Here is a 17,760-nt window from a genome sequence, read left to right on the forward strand (position 1 = left end):
TTATAAATGGATAAAGAAGGAACCGTCTTTCTTCGGGAAGCACGGTTTTTTTTATGGGACAAGGCCCAGCAAGAGTGGCTTGCCGGTCAGCAAAAGAACAGGTTGCTCACAGAGTGACTTGTTTTTTTAGTTTTTGATCATGTATAATGATGTCAAGTGACTGGGTGCGGTATTTTTTTGAAATTGAAAGCGACATCGTTTAATGATGTGGCTTGCTGTGAAAAGGGAAGGGTCGGCTAAGAAGGAATCATTTCAAATCCAACTCGTTGGTGAAGGGGAGTAACTTCGAAGAACTTCTTCCAAATATCGTGAATAAAGGTATTCTTTCACATTCGTATCTAATCATAGATACGTGGTGTATGGACTGCTTTTTTAACTTAAAATACAAAAATAATAAGGTACGACGTCCAACTACCATAGGAGGTTCAGATTCATTTGTCTAAAAAAAATAATAACGATAAACTGATGATTTTTGCACTGGGCGGCGTAGGTGAGATTGGTAAGAACATGTATGTTGTCCAATACGCGAACGATATTGTCGTCGTAGACGCTGGACTCAAGTTTCCGGAAGAAGACATGTTGGGCATCGACATTGTCATTCCTGACATTTCTTACTTGACTGAAAATCGCGATAAAGTAAGAGGCATCATTTTGACCCACGGACACGAAGACCACATCGGCGGTCTGCCATACGTTCTGAAACATCTCAACGTTCCGGTATACGGAACAAAATTGACGCTTGGACTTGTCGAGAACAAGTTGAAAGAAGCGAATCTGCTCGGCGAAACGAAGCGAATTCTGATCAACGTGGATTCCGAACTTCAACTGGGCAATACGCTGAGAGCTACGTTTTTTGCTACTAACCATAGTATTCCGGACTCGGTCGGGGTATGTATCGATACACCGGAAGGTGCAGTGGTCCATACGGGTGACTTCAAGTTTGACCATACACCAGTCAATGGTCAATATGCAGATCTCCAGCGTATGGCTCAAATCGGTGCCAATGGTGTACTCGCTCTTTTGTCCGACAGCACCAATGCAGAGAAGCCAGGATTTACGCCTTCGGAGAAAAACGTGGGCATCGTTTTGGAGGACATTTTCCGCAAAGCGACACAGCGTGTCGTTGTAGCAACCTTTGCATCGAACGTGCATCGGATTCAGCAAGTGATTAACGCTGCCGTGGTAACTGGGCGCAAAGTGGCTGTCATTGGACGCAGCATGGTCAACGTGGTGGGCATCGCTTCCGAATTGGGATATCTCGAAATTCCGGATGGCATGATCATCGAGCCGGAAGAAGTAGGTAAGATGGCAGCGGATCGCGTCGTTATCCTGTGCACGGGAAGTCAGGGCGAACCGATGTCCGCTTTAACTCGCATGGCTCGCTCAACCCACCGCAAAGTGGATATTCTGCCTGGAGATACCGTAATCATTGCGGCGACTCCGGTACCGGGCAATGAAAAGTATGTTGGCCGCACGATTGACGAGCTGTTCCGTCTCGGCGCGCACGTGTTCTACAGCGGTGCAAACAGCGGCGTACACGTGTCCGGCCACGGCAGCCAGGAAGAACTGAAATTGATGCTGAATCTGATGAAGCCGAAATTTTTCATCCCGATTCACGGCGAATTCCGCATGCAGCGTCGCCACGCGGTTCTGGCCGAATCGGTCGGGATCGATCCGGACAACATCTTTATTACGGATATCGGTGAAGTCGTGGAAATTCAGGGCGGCGCAGCGCGCAAAGCGGGCAAAGTCACTTCAGGCAACGTGTTGATCGACGGCCTGGGTGTTGGCGATGTCGGCAATATCGTACTGCGTGATCGCAAATTGTTGTCCCAAGACGGCATTCTGGTCGTCGTGGTTACGCTCAGCAAACAGGATGGCAAAATCGTGTCCGGCCCGGACATTATCTCGCGTGGTTTCGTGTACGTGCGCGAATCCGAAGGATTGCTCGATGAGGCCAACCGCATCGTAAGCAGCACGCTGCAGAAGCTGATGAGCGAAAATGTAAACGAGTGGGCTTCGCTCAAAACGAACGTAAAAGATGCGCTGGGACGTTTCCTCTACGAGCAAACCCGTCGCAGACCGATGATCCTGCCGATCATCATGGAAGTATAACCAAAATAAATATCACATAGATTCAGGCACACAGTCGCCTCTTTTTTACGAGTAATATTGGACGGTTCCTCGTAAAAAAGGGGCTTTTTCTGCATTTTCGGGATAATAATTCGCTCTGGTCGCAAAATGCTGAAGCTTTCGTGTATAAGTCTCTTGGAAAAATCCCCATACTAAGGTAAAAAAAATTGTTTGCGGGGAAGGGAGCATGCTTGAAGTGGATCATATTGAACAAGACAGAATGTTATCGAAATCCGAACAACCGGGAGAACATCCCGGGCAGGAAGAAAAGGGAATGGCTCCGGTCACGGAAAATATTCAGCAATTCGGACAAACCCAATCTCCTGCGGGCGAATCCAACATTTATTGCATGACGATCATCGGTCAGGTAGAGGGACACTTGATTTTGCCGCCCCAGAACAAAACGACAAAGTACGAGCATATCATTCCGCAGTTGGTCGCGGCCGAGCAGAACGCCAAAATCGAGGGAATTCTTATCATTTTGAACACCGTGGGTGGCGATGTCGAGGCTGGACTGGCCATTGCCGAAATGATCGCTTCCTTGAGCAAACCAACCGTTACCGTGGTCATCGGCGGCGGCCACAGCATCGGGGTACCGATTGCCGTAGCTTCTTCGTATTCGCTCATTGCCGGCAGCGCAACGATGACCATTCATCCGATTCGCATGAACGGCCTGGTGATTGGAGTTCCGCAAACCTTTGAGTACATGGAAAAAATGCAGGAACGCGTCGTACGCTTCGTGACCACTCATTCCAACATCTCCGAGAAAGTGTTCAAGGAGCTTATGTTCAAGACCGGAGAGTTGAACCGGGATATCGGTACGGCAGTCGGCAGTTCGGATGCCGTCAAATACGGGCTGATGGACGCAGTGGGCGGCATCGGTCAAGCCATCGCCAAACTGAATCAGTTGATGGGAGAGCGAAAACAGGAAATTCAGGCAGGAGGGTACACCCAATGACGTTGTATACGGTTATGCCTCCCGAGCAAATTTGGTCAGGGATGTGGAAAGAAGACGAAGGGACGCAGGATGTCAGAATTAACGGGATACTGATGCAAGTCAGGCCCACTTCCGGAAACGAGGCAGTCATCGTCAGGCTGCTTGATTGCCCTTTGGAAGCGTATCTGGAGCCTGGCCATTTGCCAGGATCGGTTATTCGCATTCCGCATGTTGGAGGAACGGCATAAACGACGGGATTTTTACAAATTGAGCAAAGAAAGAACATATGTACGGGGACGTTTTTATGGTATAATATTCTTCTGGGGGTGACCTGAATTTGGCCAGAAGAAAAAAGAAGAAAAAAAAGGCTGCTGCGTTTAGCGGCGTTCTCAAATATGAAATTTATGGCATCGTGCTGATTACGTTATCCGTTATCGCGTTATCCGGTGAAGCAACGGTGGGGCGTTCGTTATCCAAAATGTTTGGGCTGATGCTTGGAAAATTTTATTTTGTTATCCCGCTGATCGGTATTTACTACGGTCTTATGGTGATGATTCACCGGAAATGGCCTAACGGGTGGACTACACGCAAGACAGGACTTGTCCTGCTTGTTTTTGCGCTTACACTGATGAGCACCGTTTCCGCCATGCATCAGAAGTTAATTCCCATCGGTGCGCTTGAACCCGGTGCGGTGTTGACGCAGGTACATAACGATATGCAAACCGAACTGCTGCAACCCGCCCCGGAGGGCAAAGACTCCATGCTTAACAAGGATATCAGCGGCGGTTATGTCGGGGCTGCACAGTTTGCCGTATTTTTATGGTTGTTCGGCAGTCTTGGAGCACGGTTGATCATGATCGTGATGTTTGTGATCAGTTTTATGCTCATTACGAGCCTATCTTACGTGGACTTGGTTCGGATCTTCAGGACCAAGGTGTGGGACGCCGGTTCTGCCGTGTACAAAAGGGTCCAGGCCCGAATGTCGGAGCGGGCGTCCTCGGCGTCCTCGGTCAAAAAGAAAAGCGTTGCCCGAAAGGCAGTCCCGGTTCCTGCCGATCCGTATGATGACGAGGATGACGACTTCGAGGAAGAAGAGACGCTCCCCAAACGGAAGGCACCTGTTTTCTTCCAATTGTTTGGGAAATGGGGAGCGGAACGCGAAACTGCCAAGCAGGATCGTGAAGAGGAGCACGAGGAAAGCGCGATGGAGCAGGTCTTGTACCGTGCGAACGATGATGATCTGGACGAAACATGGAACAGCCAGAAGATGCCGACGTCCAGCGAGCGACGATCGCTGGACGGTGCGGCCGCAATTCCGTCCAAAGCCAATTCCGCACCCATTATTCGAGACTTCTTCGAACACGTTCGATCTGAACATAACAAGTCGGATGATCTTGATGAGGTCTATCCGTTCCCTCAGGACTTGAAGGAGCCCGAAATGGAAGAGAATGAACCTCCGCTAACCATCAGGGACGAACTTGAGGAGTCTCTGGAGTGGTCTGGTCCCGAAAATGTAGGGAATGAATCGATTCCATTGCAGGATGACAACGGTGTTTCTGCTGATGGTGCTCCTGCGCCTCCTGGGAGCGCGGTAGAAGGCGTTCAGGAAGCACAGCCTGTCCAGCCACCTCCGCCTCCGCCGAAGCCGTACAAGCTGCCTCCGTTCCGTTTGCTCGCCAAGCCAAATAACGGCGGAAAAGGCAAGGATCAGAAGGATTACATGCAGACAGCCCGCAAGCTGGAAGCGACGTTGGAAAGCTTTGGCGTTCGCGCGAAGGTGCTTGAAGTGGTCAGAGGGCCGGCAGTAACAAGGTATGAGATTCAGCCTGACATCGGTGTCAAAGTCAGCAGAATCGTCAGTCTGACGGATGATATCGCACTTGCCCTTGCCGCAAAGGACATCCGTATGGAGGCGCCGATCCCCGGCAAATCAGCCATCGGTATTGAGGTGCCGAATGGAGAGGTATCGCTCGTAACGATGCGAGAAGTGATGGAGACGTCCGTTTTCCAGGAAGCTGAATCCAAGGTTACGATCGCTTTTGGGCGGGATATTTCGGGGCAAACGATCATCGGCAACTTGGCCCGAATGCCCCATTTGCTGGTAGCCGGTGCAACAGGCTCAGGTAAATCTGTATGTATTAACGGTATCATCACGAGTATTTTGTACAAAGCGAAACCTGATGAAGTGAAGTTTCTGATGGTTGACCCCAAAATGGTCGAGCTAAATGTATACAATGGGATTCCGCATTTGATGGCACCCGTCGTTACCGATCCCAAACGCGCTTCGCTCGCCCTCAAAAAAATCGTGGTGGAAATGGAGAAAAGGTACGAACTGTTCTCCAAATCGGGCACGCGCAACGTAGAAGGGTATAATAACCTGATGAAAGACAACCCTGCGGCCATCTTGCCGTATATCGTCGTAATCGTCGACGAGTTGGCAGACCTCATGATGGTCGCTGCCGGCGACGTCGAGGATGCGATCGCAAGGCTGGCGCAGATGGCGCGGGCGGCGGGCATACATTTAATTATTGCAACGCAGCGGCCTTCGGTAGACGTCATCACCGGCGTGATCAAAGCGAACATTCCGTCCCGTATCGCCTTCGGCGTATCTTCTCAGGTGGATTCCCGCACCATTCTCGATATGGGCGGGGCCGAGAAATTGCTGGGTCGGGGGGACATGCTGTTCATGCCGATGGGCGCTTCGAAACCGGTCCGGGTTCAGGGCGCGTTCATGAGCGATGAGGAAGTCGAAAACATCGTGAATTATGTGCGCGGCCAGGGCGAAGCCCAGTATGATGAATCCCTTGTGCCTGAGGTCGAAGAATCCGGCCAGGCGGATGAAGAGGTGCTCGACGAGCTGTACGAACAAGCCGTACAGATCATTCTGGAGGCGAAGCAGGCATCGGTATCGTTGCTGCAGCGCCGGATGCGTATCGGTTACACCCGTGCCGCGAGATTGATCGATTCAATGGAGGCTCGCGGCGTCATCGGGCCGTACGAAGGAAGCAAACCTCGCGAAGTATTGATTTCGCTGGAACAATATCAGCAGAATAAAATGAGTTCTTGATGGATCGACCGCGATGCCGCGGGAAACAAGAAGCCGTTAACCTAAGGGTTGGCGGCTTTTTTGGTTTTCCCGCATTGCCATCCTGTCCAAGGATCGGATGATTTGGTGCATAGGAAACAGGCGGCTTTGTCATAATAACGTTAGCGATTCTGTTAATCCCACAAGAGAAAGGTAGAGCACAGTTGATGCGAAAAATGAACATATGGCTTTTCACTGCTATTTTGCTGTTGTCCGCATTGGGAATCCGATTTTTGGTTCCACACGATCCCAAGCCTCAGGCCTCGAATCAAAGTACGCCTCAAGTGGAAGAACAGGCAATGCCTACCTTCAGCAGCAATACGGTGAAGTATGGAAGCTACGGACAGGATGTATACGAACTTCAGGGCAGACTGAAGTACCTGGGTTTCTACAATGGTAAAATTGACAGCAATTTCGGCAGCAAAACGCTGAATTCGGTCAAATGGTTCCAGTCCGAGTTCGGCATGAAGGCCGATGGCGTCGTCGGGGCCAAAACCAAGCTGAAGTTGTACAATGCCACCAAAAACTGGGCTCCAACCGAACCGCCTTTGCATAAGGGTGGGGCAGGAAGCGAAGCCGGGGGCAACAACGGTGCCGCGAATGACAATGATCAGGACAACATGGGGTCTGCCAATTCCATGGGTTTGTCGGAGAATGAAATCAAAATCATGGCGAACGCCGTGTACGGCGAGGCGCGAGGCGAACCTTTCGAAGGACAGGTGGCAGTGGCGGCGGTCATTTTGAATCGGGTCAAATCCCCAAGCTTCCCGAATACGCCTTCCGGCGTGATCTTCCAGCCTGGCGCATTCACGGCAGTGGCGGATGGCCAGATCTATCTCGAACCGAACGCCCAGGCCCGCAAAGCGGTTGAGCAGGCGATAAACGGTTGGGATCCATCCGGCGGATGCCTGTATTACTTTAATCCAAAGACGGCAACGTCCAAGTGGATATGGAGCCGTCCTCAGGTCAAAACCATCGGCCAACACATCTTTTGCATGTGATGCCGGGAGAAGCAACCAGAAGGCGTGACTTCGGTTGCTTCTTGTCTTTTGCATGGGTTAAAATGGTTGTTACGCCTTGTCTGGAACATTGTTTTGCCTTACAAATGATGCCGTAAAGGGGTTATGAACGTTGAATACATCCGCCTTTGAACGAGGAAACCGGAAGCAGTTTCGCATTCATGTTCTTCCGACCAAACGATTTAAAACATATGCCATTTCGTTGTACGCAGGGGTTCCTTTACAAGAAAGCACGGTGACCTCTGTGGCGGTAACGCCGTTTGTATTGCGCCGCGGCACCGAATCATATCCGGAAACAACGCAATTCCGCGAGCAGTTGGAGCATCTGTATGGTGCCGGGTTTGGTTTTGACATCTATAAACGCGGAGATTACCAGATCGTGCAATTTCGAATGGACACCATCAACGATGCTTTTGTCGGCGGGGACGAGAAATTGTTGGAACGGTCCTTTGCCTTTTTAGGCGAAGTGCTGACCCGTCCTGCTCAGGAAAATGGACACTTCCGCACGGCCTACGTCGAAGCAGAGCGTGAAACCGTGCTTAAGCAGCTGGAATCCGTGGTGAACGACAAGATGCGGTATGCGGCCGAGCGCTGCATCGAAGAAATGTGCAAGGATGAGCCGTATCGACTGCATGCGCTGGGCCAACGCAAGGAGCTTGCAGGCATTGATGCTCCTTCATTGACCTCGGCATACCGGGATTGGCTGAATCGGTCCGTCATCGATCTGTACGTGGTCGGAGATACCACGCTGGAGGAAGTGGAGAACCTGGTTCAGCGCTACTTTGATGTCGATCGTATCGGCACCGAAGGGTATCATCCTAAACCGGCCGTTTTGGGGGATAGGGCAGTGAACACGGTCGTGGAGCGGATGGACGTGGGCCAGGGGAAGCTGAATATGGGTCTTCGCACATCCATTACCTATGGAGATTCACGGTATGCCGCAGCGCTAATGTATAACGGAATCTTGGGAGGGTACCCTCATTCCAAGCTGTTTGTCAACGTAAGGGAAAAGGAAAGCCTTGCATATTACGCCTCATCGCGTTACGACGGGCATAAAGGCATCGCAACGATCCAATCCGGGATCGAAATTCCAAACTACGAAAAGGCCGTTGCGATTATCAAACAACAGCTTGAAGAGATGAAAAACGGAACGCTCAGCGATCTGGAAATGTCCCAGACCAAAGCGATGATCCGCAATCTGGTCAAAGAGATGCAGGATTCTGCGTTTGAGCTGATTGCTTATGATTTCAATGGTCAGTTGTCGGGAACGGACCGGACCGCCGAAGAGCTGCTGGAACAGGTCGAACAGGTCGGCAAAGATCAGGTTCAAGAGGCGGCGAGTCAGTTCCGGTTGGATACGATCTATTTTTTGCGCGATCAGAAGGGGGAATAACGGTGGAACGCATTCAATACGATGATTTGCAGGAAACACTGTACCATGAAGTGATGGATAACGGGCTGCAGGTTTATGTTCTGCCAAAGCCGGGATTCCAGAAAACCTTTGCAACCTTCGCGACCAAGTACGGATCGGTCGACAATCATTTTCAGGTGGAAGGCCAGGACGAGGTAAAGGTTCCCGATGGCATCGCCCATTTTCTGGAACACAAAATGTTCGAAGAGCCTACGGGCGACATTTTTGCAACATTTGCGTCCAACGGAGCATCCGCCAATGCATTTACAAGTTTTGATCAGACGGTGTACCTGTTTTCGGCGACAGAGCACGTAAGTGAAAATATACAAACATTAGTCGATTTTGTGCAAAATCCGTATTTCACGGATCAAAACGTGGAGAAGGAAAAAGGCATCATCGGACAGGAAATCGACATGTATGCCGATAATCCGGACTGGCGGGCTTATTATGGCCTGATTGAAGCGATGTATCAAAAACATCCGATTCGCATCGACATTGCCGGAACGGTGGAATCGATCAGCACGATCACGAAAGAAACGCTGTACACGTGTTATAATGCTTTTTACCATCCCAGCAATATGCTGCTTTTTGTGGTTGGCGGCGTGGATCCGGAGGAAGTGATGGAACGGGTGCGTTCGAACCAGGCCGGCAAAAATTTCAAGTTCCAGGGCCGGATCAATCGTTTTTTCGAGCAGGAGCCTGAAGAGGTAGGGGAGAAGAAAAGAGTAGAGAAGTTGGCGGTTTCCCTGCCCAAATGTTTGTTCGGGTTCAAGGAAACGGATGTTGGGTTGACGGGAGAAGAGCTCCACAAACGCGATCTTACGACGAAATTGATGCTGGACCTGCTGTTTGGCGCAAGCACTTCCTTGTACCAGAAGCTGTATGACGAGGATTTGATCTCGGACAGTTTCGGATACGAATATAACAGTTCATCTCAGTATGCTTTTTCTGCGGCAGGCGGAGATACGAAGGATCCGGAGCGGCTGCTCAGCCGTGTACGCGAGGAAGTTGATGCGCTTTTGCAAACGGGGTTTGATCAGACGAACTTTGAGCGCGCCCGCAAAAAAAAGATGGGCGGATACTTGCGCATGCTCAACTCGCCGGAAAACATTGCCCATGAATTTACGCGTCTAAAGTTCAGGGGCGGCGATTTTTTCAATATGCTCTCGGCTTATGAATCCATCACCTTGGAAGATGTGAATCGCAGGTTGAGGGAACATATTAGATGGGAGCAGCTTGCAGTATCGATAGTGGCAAGTCCTTGATACGGAGAGGGGAACGGACGATTGAAAGCGATCGGAGAAATGACCGTGCTGGTCACGGGAGCAAGCGGTGGAATTGGTGCCGCCATTGCAGAGCGGTTTGCAGCTGTGGGAATGAATGTGGCCATTCATTACATGAAATCCCATGAGGCGGCTAATGAAGCCGCGAGAAGATGCATGGAGAAGGGGAGCGGCAAAGTCATGACGGTCTCGGCTGACCTGCGCAGCCGGGAACAAATCGAGCGTATGAAGGAGAAGCTGGAATCCCACGGCATGATGCCCGACATTCTCGTTAACAATGCCGGCATTTCGCATTACGGGTTGTTGTCGGACGTCACGGAAGAAATATGGGATGAAGTGATGGCCATCAACCTGAAGGGAACGTTCTTGTGTACCCAGGCCTTGATGCCGTACATGATTGCACAAAAATATGGACGCATCATCAATGTGTCTTCCATATGGGGATTGTCGGGTGCTTCCTGTGAGGTGCTGTACTCCACGACCAAAGGCGGTGTAAACGCATTTACGAAAGCGTTGGCCAAAGAGCTGGCTCCGTCCGGAGTGACGGTGAATGCCGTCGCTCCGGGAGCCGTGCAGACTTCTATGCTGAACCATCTTGACCAGGACGAGCTGAAAATGCTGGAGGAGGAAATTCCGGCGGGAAGGCTTGCCCAGCCTGACGAAATTTCCTCGTTGGTATACTTTCTCGCGCTTCCCGAGTCGGGTTACATCAATGGTCAAATCATCAGTCCCAATGGAGGCTGGCTGACATAACGTTTTGATTAGCGTATTTACATGGGTCTGGGTAATTTCACCAGTATACAATCGGCTCCCAAATCACATATTACAACTGTTGATTTTAAATCTCATGCGTTTCGCTAAGGAGGATTTATGATGTCAACAGACAAAACGGTAGTTAGCAACTTCGACACATGGAAGAAGTTTTTGGGTGACCGCGTCAAGCAGGCAGAAAAGATGGGAATGACTGAAGAAACCATCAACAAGCTTGCTTTCGAGATTGGCGACTTTCTCGATGACAAGGTAGATCCGGCCAACGCTTCCAACCGTGCATTGAAGGAGTTATGGCAAGTCGGCGACGAGAACGAACGTCGTACGATTGCGGGCCTGATGGTCAAGCTGGCCAAGCAAAACGCATAGGATTAAGGACGGAAAGCTCCCGCAAGGGGGCTTTTCTCTAATGATTACAGACCTGTTCTTGTAATTCATTTTCATTTTATATATCATTAACGTGACCCATTTTTAGAAGATGTCCCGGTTGGTTGTGCGATGGGCACGTTTCGGGAGTGTCGAATAATGTGGAATTTTGCTTTACGGGGTGTTCAAATGGAATCCAAACAATGGTACATGGAATATAAAATACATAAAAACAGACCCGGCCTTTTGGGGGATATCGCCTCCATGTTGGGGATGCTTGAAGTGAATATATTGACGATCAACGGCGTGGAAGGCAAAACGAGGGGCATGCTCCTTGAGTCCGATGACGATGAGAAAATCCGTCTGCTGGGAGAAATGCTTGCCAAGGTCAACAGTATCACGGTATCTGCTCTGCGTGCACCCAAGCTCGTGGATATTTTGGCTGTCCGCCATGGACGCTATATCGACCGCGATTCGGATGATCGCAAAACGTTCCGCTTCACGAGGGATGAGCTTGGGTTGCTCGTCGACTTTTTGGGTGAAGTATTTAAAAGGGAAGGCAGTCAAATTATCGGATTGCGCGGCATGCCGCGTGTCGGGAAGACGGAATCCATTATCGCAGGCAGTGTATGCGCCATGAAACGGTGGACGTTTGTATCGTCGACATTGCTGCGCCAAACGATCCGAAGCCAGCTTTCCGAGGACGAAATGAACCCGAACAACGTTTTCATTATTGACGGGATTGTCAGCACCATCCGTTCCAGCGAGCGGCACTACAACCTGCTGCAGGAAATCATGGCTATGCCTAGCACCAAGGTGATCGAACATCCGGATATATTTGTCCAGGAGTCCGAATATGACTATAATGATTTTGACATTATCATTGAACTGCGCAACAATCCGGGCGAAGAAATCGTATATGATACGTTCACGGCCAGCTATACCGACGAGCTGTAATGCCTGTTCGGAATGATTTGAATAGATGGAAACCATACAAGAGAAACATAAGGAGGAGATGGCATGTCTGAACTGGGTCAGCAGTTAAGAGAGGCCCGGCTGCAAAAAGGGATGAGTCTCGACGACGTACAGGAAATGACGAAAATTCGCAAAAGGTATTTGGAGGCAATCGAAGCGGGGGACTATAAGGTTCTTCCCGGCAGTTTTTATGTTCGTGCTTTCATCAAAACATATGCGGAGACGGTGGGACTGAATCCTGATGAGCTGCTGGAGGGGCACAAAAAGGATGTGCCTGCGGAACAACCGGAAGCCACGATGGAACCGGTCATCCAGAAGCGTTCAAGCCGTCCGGCGGAGCGCAGCAACCGATGGATGTCCGTTGCTTTGATGTGGACGTTTCCGATTTTGATCATCGTGCTTCTATACGTTTACGTCGTCATGAATAAGGATGATGGCAGCACGAATCCTGGAGTGGATCCAACCAAGATCACCGATAGCCAGAATACGCCGAATGATAAGCCTGATGCCACGCCTAGCGATAACGGTCAGGCCTCGACAGAGCAGCCTGGCAGCAATGAGGGCGACGCGGCTGCAGGCGGCAATGGCGGAGGTTCGGAACAAGTGGACAATGCCACGTCTGAGCCGAATACAGATGAAGGAACCGGCCAATCCACCGAGGATACGCCAGAACAAACGACGAATGAAAATCAGAATGAGGAGCCTGCTGGCGAAACGTCCGGCGTAACTGTCACTCAGAGTGGCAAGTCGGGGAATATCACCAATTTCGAGGTGGCGGACAGTGCCGGCAAACCGGTTACGGTGAGCATTACGGCTACGGGTGAAAGCTGGCTTGAAGTATACAAGGGTCAAAACTCCAGTGGAGAAAAGCTGCAATTCGGGATGACCGCAAGCGGCGATACGTTTACGTTTAATTTGGACGACACCGGTTTGTACATCAAATCCGGTTATGCCGCAGCAACGACCATCGAAGTTGGCGGACAAGTCGTAACGGATGGAAAAGCGACGAACCGCATTCGCCTCAAACTGGGTCAGAGTAGCGGGAATGCTTCCACCACGTCCACGGGGACGGATGGGGGATCGACAACCGAAACGAATAGCGGCGGCAATGCGGCCAACGAATAGCCAAAAAGACTGGAGGAGACACTAAGGTGTCTCCTTTTGCAATTAACTTTTGGTGAAGGCAGGTGGAAAGCGATGACGGTCAGCTGGATCGTTACGGGGCTCGGAATCATCGTCAGCCTGCTGGGCTATTACTTGACGCCCAGCGCATGGGGTTATGGTATATTGGGTTTTGGGCTTGCCCATATCCTTCTAGGCGTATTGGACATGTTTAGACAACCTAACCGAAGCCGTTACTAATCGTTGATTCAGGATCAAGGCATTTTTGGCAGTATCCTTCCGCTGAGGGTGCCGAAAATGCCTTTTTCTTTTTAAAATCGAATGTTCAAAAATTAGACTTTTGCTTGGGGTATCCACTATAATGTTACACAGAACATAGATTAATTTGAGAGGTGACCGGTTTTGAGTTCAGAACATTCTTTTGATATCGTGTCCAAAATGGACTTGCAGGAATTGAGCAATGCCGTGACACAGGCCGAAAAGGAAATCAGTACACGATATGACTTCAAAGGCAGCAAAAGCAGCCTCAAGCTGGACAAGGACGCGTTGACGATCATATCCGACGATGAGGTCAAGCTCAAAGCCGTCATTGATGTGCTTCAATCTAAAATGGTGAAGCGGGGCCTTCCGCTCAAGAACATCGACTACGGCAAAGTGGAGCCTGCTTCCTCCGGTACGGTCCGCCAACGTCTTAGCTTCAAGCAGGGAATCGATCAGGAAGCAGCCAAAAAAATCAATGTGCTGATCCGCGATTCCAAACTGAAAGTGAAAAGCCAGATTCAGGGAGACCAATTGCGGGTAACCGGAAAAAGCAAAAATGATTTGCAGGCTGTCATTCAATTGTTGAATGGAGCCAGCTTGCCGTTGGATTTGCAGTATACCAACCTCAAATAAGCAACAGCTGTTGCAACGTGAGCGACCCAAGGCTTCTTTTTGACACTGCAATGGGCGTATATTATACTAAATGTGCATTGCTGGCAACCAAGCATATAAGCCCAGTCACCATCGTTTGCTGACTTTGTGAAAAGCAGTACATTACGGATGTCGCCGATACGTTTAAAACGGTGCCTGCGTTTGAACGGTTGGCTTTATTTTGCGTTTTTACATACACCTTATTGCCGGCACAGTCAAAATGATGGATGGGATTAGCGTTCATGTTTGGAGTTTTGGAGGATGAGAGGGAGGGCGTCTTGTGAATTTACCCAACCGGATTACGCTTGCACGTATTTGCTTAATCCCTTTTTTAATGGTGTTTCTGCTGGTGGATTTTCCGTTTTATCCGGAGCCGTTGCAGCTCGGAAGTTTCTCGCTTCCTTATAATCAATTGATTGCTGCGGTCATCTTCATCATTGCGGCAAGCACGGATGGCATTGACGGATATCTGGCGCGGAAAAACAATATGGTTACCAATCTTGGCAAATTGCTCGATCCGCTTGCGGACAAGCTGTTGGTAACCGCGGTGCTGATTTCTCTGGTCGAGATGGGCAAGCTGGATTCCTGGATTGCGGTCGTGATCATCAGCCGGGAATTTGCGGTTACCGGTTTGCGCCAAATCGCTTTGCTGGACGGTTCGGTCGTAGCGGCCAGCGCGTGGGGCAAATTGAAAACCGTCGTGCAGATTGCGGCAATCGTGCTGCTGCTGCTGAATAACTTCCCATTCTTCTTCCTGGGGATTCATGTGGACGTTATCGCAGTCTGGGCAGCGGCATTGATTACGATCTGGTCCGGAATCGACTATTTCATCAAAAATAAAAATTTGCTGAAGTTGTCTGAAGTATAACGTTTTACAGGTGAAAAAGGGTAATGAATGGCAGAATGCATCGCAAAGGGCAATAGGGACAAAACCTATTGCCCTTTGATCACTCGCGATACGTACAGGAGGATGTTCAATGAAGGCTGAAATCATAGCAGTAGGAACCGAGCTTTTGCTTGGGCAAATCGTAAATACGAATGCTAGATACCTTTCCCGCGAGCTTGCTGCGATCGGGATCGATGTCTATTTTCAAACTGTCGTTGGGGATAATCTGGGCCGGCTCAGCGAGGCCATTCGGATTGCACAAGGGCGTGCCGACGTTATCCTGTTCTCGGGAGGTATCGGCCCTACGCAGGATGACTTGACCAAGGATGCCCTGGCAGCCGTACTCGGCCGGCAGCTTCATATTGACCGCTTGTCCATGGACAAAATCGAGAAGTTTTTCCTGGACCGTAATGTGGACATGACCGAAAATAACCGCCGTCAAGCGATCGTCATCGAGGGTGGAACGCCGCTGGCCAATGAGACCGGCCTTGCTGCCGGAAACGCCATTTCGGATCAGGGCAAACATTATATCGTCATGCCTGGGCCGCCGAAGGAGCTCATTCCGATGTTTGAACAACAAGTGAAGCCATGGCTGTTCCAGCATGTTCTGACGACCGAAATGCCGATTTATTCCCGCATGCTGAAATTTGCGGGAATTGGCGAGTCCGCACTGGAGGATCGGCTGCTGGACCTGATTGATGGACAAACGGATCCGACGATTGCCCCTTACGCAAGCGAGGGCGAAGTCACGGTCCGCGTATCCACGAAAGCGCCGAGCGAGGGCGAAGCAAAGGTGAAGCTGGATGCGATGGAGGTCCAAATCCGGGAAAGGCTGCCTGAGCATCTCTACGCTAATGAGGATGTGCCTATCGAACATGCGATTGTCACGATGATGACGGACATGGGGCTGACGCTTAGTGCTGCGGAGAGCTGCACGGGAGGCCTTGTCATGCAGAGCCTGACATCGATTCCGGGGAGCGCGTCCATTTTGAAGGGTGGCATCGTGTGTTATTCCAATGAGTTAAAAGAGAAGCTTTTGAACGTGCCGCACAATTATTTGGAAGGTGAAGACGCCCCTGGAGCCGTGAGTCCCGAGGTGGCCAAGGTTTTGGCAGAGCAGGTCCGGATGATCGGGGACGCCGATTTTGGCCTGTCGGTGACCGGTGTTGCCGGGCCTGGATATTCGGAGCGCAAACCGCCGGGGCTCGTGTTCATCGGGCTGGCCCAGCGGGACAAAGAAACGGAAATCCATGAACTGCGGATCAACGGCAATCGTGAGACGGTGCGGATTCGTTCCGCCAAAGCGATATTGTATCGTCTGTGGCGCAAATTGGTCGATATGGACTAATTTTGGCGTTCGTGATTGCCTTTGTGAGCGTGGACCGGTATAATGGAGAAAGACGGAAGAACCGCACAATCAGGCTTTACAGCCTCGTTTGCGGTTCTTTTTTCTGTTTTGCTGATAGGCTTCATGGAGGAGAGGCGCCTCGTCCATCGTAAAAAAAACGAATGTATGTTCGAAAAAATGCTTGGCAAACGTGTTAAAACAAGGTATCATTATAGTATAAACAGTAAAGGGTGTGAACATATTGTCAGACCGTCGTGCCGCGCTTGATATGGCGCTCCGTCAAATAGAGAAGCAATTTGGTAAAGGTTCCATCATGAAATTGGGAGAATCCACTCACATGCAAGTGGAAATTATCCCCAGCGGATCCTTGGCTCTTGATATTGCATTAGGAACAGGTGGCCTTCCGAAAGGCCGTATTGTTGAAATATATGGACCGGAATCTTCCGGTAAAACAACCGTTGCCCTGCATGCCATTGCAGAGGTGCAAAAAGTGGGTGGACAAGCTGCATTTATCGACGCAGAGCATGCGCTTGATCCGCTGTATGCCAGCAAATTGGGCGTAAACATTGATGAACTGCTTCTTTCCCAGCCGGACACGGGTGAACAGGCGTTGGAGATTGCAGAAGCATTGGTTCGCAGCGGTGCTGTTGACATCATCGTTGTAGACTCGGTTGCCGCCTTGGTACCAAAAGCTGAAATCGAAGGTGAGATGGGTGACTCCCACGTTGGTTTGCAAGCCCGTTTGATGTCCCAGGCGCTTCGTAAGCTTTCGGGTGCCATCAGCAAATCGAAAACGATCGCGATCTTTATCAACCAGCTTCGTGAAAAAGTAGGCGTCATGTTCGGTAACCCTGAAACGACCCCAGGCGGACGGGCCTTGAAATTCTATTCTACAGTACGTCTGGACGTACGTCGCGTAGAAAGCATCAAGTCAGGTAACGATATCATCGGTAACCGTACGCGTATCAAGGTTGTTAAAAATAAAGTGGCCCCGCCATTCAAACAGGCTGAAGTGGATATCATGTACGGCGAAGGTATTTCCAGAGAGGGAAGTCTCATTGATATCGCTACAGAGCTTGATATCGTGAATAAGAGTGGTGCATGGTATTCTTACGAAGGTGAACGCCTTGGACAAGGGCGCGAGAATGCCAAGCAGTTCATTAAAGAGCACACCGAAATTTCTAACGTTATTGAGCAAAAAATCCGTGAAGCAAGCAATTTGACAACGGTAGTTCCGGCTCCGACCAATGAACAATTGAAAGAGGAAGAGGAAGAAGAACAGGAATTGTTTGAACTGAACGAGTAGTCTTGTCCTTTCTCGCGGATGACCGAAGTGAAAATAAGCGTTTGAATTCATCGTACTGTTTTAACAGCCCCTGTCCAATCATTGGACAGGGGCTGTTAGCATGCATACCGCAGTTCATGGTATGTTATTGATATCCATAAAGTTCACATGTGGAGTTAGTTTTTTTGCCTGATATTATAGTGGCTTTGAAATTGCACTTTTTAAGGAGT

Annotated in this window: 16 protein-coding genes; all 16 read left to right on the plus strand. The window is 50.2% G+C overall.

Annotated elements, in window-relative coordinates; all coding sequences use genetic code 11:
* The first annotated feature begins 435 nt into the window (after nt 1–435).
* A complete protein-coding gene (locus tag SNR34_RS11090) occupies nt 436–2,115 on the plus strand; it encodes a ribonuclease J (protein ID WP_236417146.1) in 1,680 nt (559 codons plus the stop codon).
* A 238-nt stretch (nt 2,116–2,353) separates the two neighbouring features.
* Complete coding sequence (locus SNR34_RS11095) at nt 2,354–3,091, plus strand: ClpP family protease (protein WP_290371462.1); 738 nt, start codon at nt 2,354–2,356, stop codon at nt 3,089–3,091.
* On the plus strand, nt 3,088–3,318 hold the full coding sequence (locus SNR34_RS11100; protein ID WP_486181883.1) for a YlzJ-like family protein: 231 nt from the start codon (nt 3,088–3,090) through the stop codon (nt 3,316–3,318). Before SNR34_RS11095 ends, SNR34_RS11100 begins: the two co-directional genes overlap by 4 nt.
* Nucleotides 3,319–3,407: 89 nt before the next feature.
* A complete protein-coding gene (locus tag SNR34_RS11105) occupies nt 3,408–6,137 on the plus strand; it encodes an FtsK/SpoIIIE family DNA translocase (protein WP_486181884.1) in 2,730 nt (909 codons plus the stop codon).
* A 185-nt stretch (nt 6,138–6,322) separates the two neighbouring features.
* Nucleotides 6,323–7,156 (plus strand): spore cortex-lytic enzyme, encoded by an 834-nt coding sequence (gene sleB / locus SNR34_RS11110; RefSeq protein WP_236417149.1) that lies wholly within the window; start codon nt 6,323–6,325, stop codon nt 7,154–7,156.
* Between the two features lie 130 nt (nt 7,157–7,286).
* Nucleotides 7,287–8,567: an EF-P 5-aminopentanol modification-associated protein YfmF gene (yfmF, locus tag SNR34_RS11115; RefSeq protein WP_236417150.1), complete on the plus strand. Its 1,281-nt coding sequence runs from the start codon at nt 7,287–7,289 to the stop codon at nt 8,565–8,567.
* Nucleotides 8,568–8,569: 2 nt separating this feature from the next.
* On the plus strand, nt 8,570–9,850 hold the full coding sequence (gene yfmH / locus SNR34_RS11120) for an EF-P 5-aminopentanol modification-associated protein YfmH (RefSeq protein WP_343259511.1): 1,281 nt from the start codon (nt 8,570–8,572) through the stop codon (nt 9,848–9,850).
* 39 nt (nt 9,851–9,889) lie between these two features.
* Complete coding sequence (gene ymfI, locus SNR34_RS11125; protein ID WP_236417419.1) at nt 9,890–10,621, plus strand: elongation factor P 5-aminopentanone reductase; 732 nt, start codon at nt 9,890–9,892, stop codon at nt 10,619–10,621.
* A 120-nt stretch (nt 10,622–10,741) separates the two neighbouring features.
* A complete protein-coding gene (locus tag SNR34_RS11130; RefSeq protein ID WP_236417421.1) occupies nt 10,742–11,005 on the plus strand; it encodes a DUF3243 domain-containing protein in 264 nt (87 codons plus the stop codon).
* A 186-nt stretch (nt 11,006–11,191) separates the two neighbouring features.
* On the plus strand, nt 11,192–11,959 hold the full coding sequence (locus SNR34_RS11135; protein ID WP_236417154.1) for a DUF3388 domain-containing protein: 768 nt from the start codon (nt 11,192–11,194) through the stop codon (nt 11,957–11,959).
* A gap of 63 nt (nt 11,960–12,022) precedes the next feature.
* Nucleotides 12,023–13,102 (plus strand): RodZ domain-containing protein, encoded by a 1,080-nt coding sequence (locus tag SNR34_RS11140; protein ID WP_486181885.1) that lies wholly within the window; start codon nt 12,023–12,025, stop codon nt 13,100–13,102.
* Between the two features lie 36 nt (nt 13,103–13,138).
* The gene (locus tag SNR34_RS11145) at nt 13,139–13,339 is read left to right on the plus strand and encodes a hypothetical protein (RefSeq protein WP_486182538.1); all 201 of its coding nucleotides are present in this window, start codon (nt 13,139–13,141) and stop codon (nt 13,337–13,339) included.
* A gap of 162 nt (nt 13,340–13,501) precedes the next feature.
* A complete protein-coding gene (locus SNR34_RS11150; protein WP_339277513.1) occupies nt 13,502–13,993 on the plus strand; it encodes a YajQ family cyclic di-GMP-binding protein in 492 nt (163 codons plus the stop codon).
* 298 nt (nt 13,994–14,291) lie between these two features.
* Nucleotides 14,292–14,879, plus strand: a complete 588-nt coding sequence (pgsA, locus tag SNR34_RS11155) for a CDP-diacylglycerol--glycerol-3-phosphate 3-phosphatidyltransferase (protein WP_236417160.1) — start codon at nt 14,292–14,294, stop codon at nt 14,877–14,879.
* A 109-nt stretch (nt 14,880–14,988) separates the two neighbouring features.
* Nucleotides 14,989–16,245, plus strand: coding sequence for a competence/damage-inducible protein A (locus tag SNR34_RS11160; RefSeq protein ID WP_236417162.1), 1,257 nt, complete (start codon nt 14,989–14,991; stop codon nt 16,243–16,245).
* Between the two features lie 241 nt (nt 16,246–16,486).
* On the plus strand, nt 16,487–17,551 hold the full coding sequence (gene recA, locus SNR34_RS11165; protein ID WP_290371461.1) for a recombinase RecA: 1,065 nt from the start codon (nt 16,487–16,489) through the stop codon (nt 17,549–17,551).
* Nucleotides 17,552–17,760 lie beyond the last annotated feature (209 nt).

This window comes from Paenibacillus sp. XP01, assembly GCF_057364885.1.

Excerpts from the sequence above, each read along its gene's own strand:
- SNR34_RS11160 (WP_236417162.1), top strand. The coding sequence starts at position 14,989 with ATGAAGGCTGAAATCATAGCAGTAGGAACCGAGCTTTTGCTTGGGCAA.
- SNR34_RS11095 (WP_290371462.1), top strand. The coding sequence starts at position 2,354 with ATGTTATCGAAATCCGAACAACCGGGAGAACATCCCGGGCAGGAAGAA.
- ymfI (WP_236417419.1), top strand. The coding sequence starts at position 9,890 with ATGACCGTGCTGGTCACGGGAGCAAGCGGTGGAATTGGTGCCGCCATT.
- SNR34_RS11140 (WP_486181885.1), top strand. The coding sequence starts at position 12,023 with ATGTCTGAACTGGGTCAGCAGTTAAGAGAGGCCCGGCTGCAAAAAGGG.
- SNR34_RS11100 (WP_486181883.1), top strand. The coding sequence starts at position 3,088 with ATGACGTTGTATACGGTTATGCCTCCCGAGCAAATTTGGTCAGGGATG.
- SNR34_RS11135 (WP_236417154.1), top strand. The coding sequence starts at position 11,192 with ATGGAATCCAAACAATGGTACATGGAATATAAAATACATAAAAACAGA.
- SNR34_RS11130 (WP_236417421.1), top strand. The coding sequence starts at position 10,742 with ATGTCAACAGACAAAACGGTAGTTAGCAACTTCGACACATGGAAGAAG.
- sleB (WP_236417149.1), top strand. The coding sequence starts at position 6,323 with ATGCGAAAAATGAACATATGGCTTTTCACTGCTATTTTGCTGTTGTCC.